This is a genomic window from Protofrankia sp. Cj3, assembly GCF_917627355.1.
Lineage (GTDB): Bacteria > Actinomycetota > Actinomycetes > Frankiales > Frankiaceae > Protofrankia.
Genome location: NZ_CAKJTR010000219.1, coordinates 6,604 through 7,549, shown reverse-complemented (window position 1 = coordinate 7,549; position 946 = coordinate 6,604). Strand labels below are relative to the sequence as shown.

The window sequence follows — 946 nt, the reverse complement described above, 5'->3', positions numbered from 1 at the left end:
GCGGTCATGACGTCAGCGGCTTCCCGCAGGACCGACTCGGCGCGTGCGACCTGACGTATGGCGATCAGCGCCCGTGCTTCGGCCTGGACCAGCAGCCGCGCCCAGGTGGGATGACCATCGAGGCCGTGTCGGGCGGCGAACACCCGGGCGTGCGTGGCGAGGGTGACGGCGAGGACCGGCCGGGCCTGTAACGTTTCATGGATCACCTGCCGGCCCAGCACCCAGAGCTGGGCAACGGGATGATCTCCCCGGCCGAGGTCGTCGAACGCTTTCTCGTAGAGGGTGTTCGCACGGATGCGGTCGCCAAGGTCGAACAGGGCCGCCGCCCTGGTCGCACCCAGCATGCCGACAGCGGCACACGCCTGGACGTAGTCGCGCGACCCTCGGTCGCAGTCGGCGAGGATCACCCGCCCGTGTTTGTCGGCGTGGTGCGTCAGGTAGGCGATCTGGCGGGCGGGTAGGTACTCGAAGGCCCCGTCGAGGGTGTCGGCGAGGCCACGGAGCTGGTCGGGACTGGTCGGCTGGGGTATGTCGCCGACGACGCCGGCCGTCACGAGGCCGCTCCCTGCCAGGAGCGCGCGGCGCCGGTCGAGTGTGCCGGTAGCGGGTGGCTGCGCAGCGTCCACGGGCGCCTCCAGGGCGGTTCGTCCCCGGGGGAAGTATGCGGTCGTTCGCGGTGTGGTGTCGAGGTTGCTCGGAGCATGGTCATGCGCGACACGCTAGCCCAGGGCTTCCACCTTGGGAACTCCCCACATGGGAAGTCTTAGCGTGGGGACAGTGGTCTTGATCACGATCAGTGACGTCGCCGTGCTCCTCGGCGGTGTCTCCCGCAAACGCGCCGATCAGATCAGCCGCCGCGACACATTTCCCGCGCCCATCGGCACGACGCGCAGCGGTCGCGTCTGGGACGACGAACAGGTCCGGGAATGGATCAAAAAATATCGAG

Annotated in this window: 1 protein-coding gene and 1 pseudogene; one reads left to right on the top strand and one right to left on the bottom strand. The window is 68.7% G+C overall.

All coding sequences use genetic code 11. The features are described 5' to 3' along the window. Window positions 1-626 (bottom strand): hypothetical protein (locus MJ783_RS20640; protein WP_239312880.1); only part of this gene is annotated, 626 nt, incomplete at its 3' end. 127 nt (window positions 627-753) lie between these two features. Here MJ783_RS20640 and MJ783_RS20635 point away from each other — a divergent pair. Further along, window positions 754-946: pseudogene (locus MJ783_RS20635) on the top strand (hypothetical protein); the annotation flags it as partial.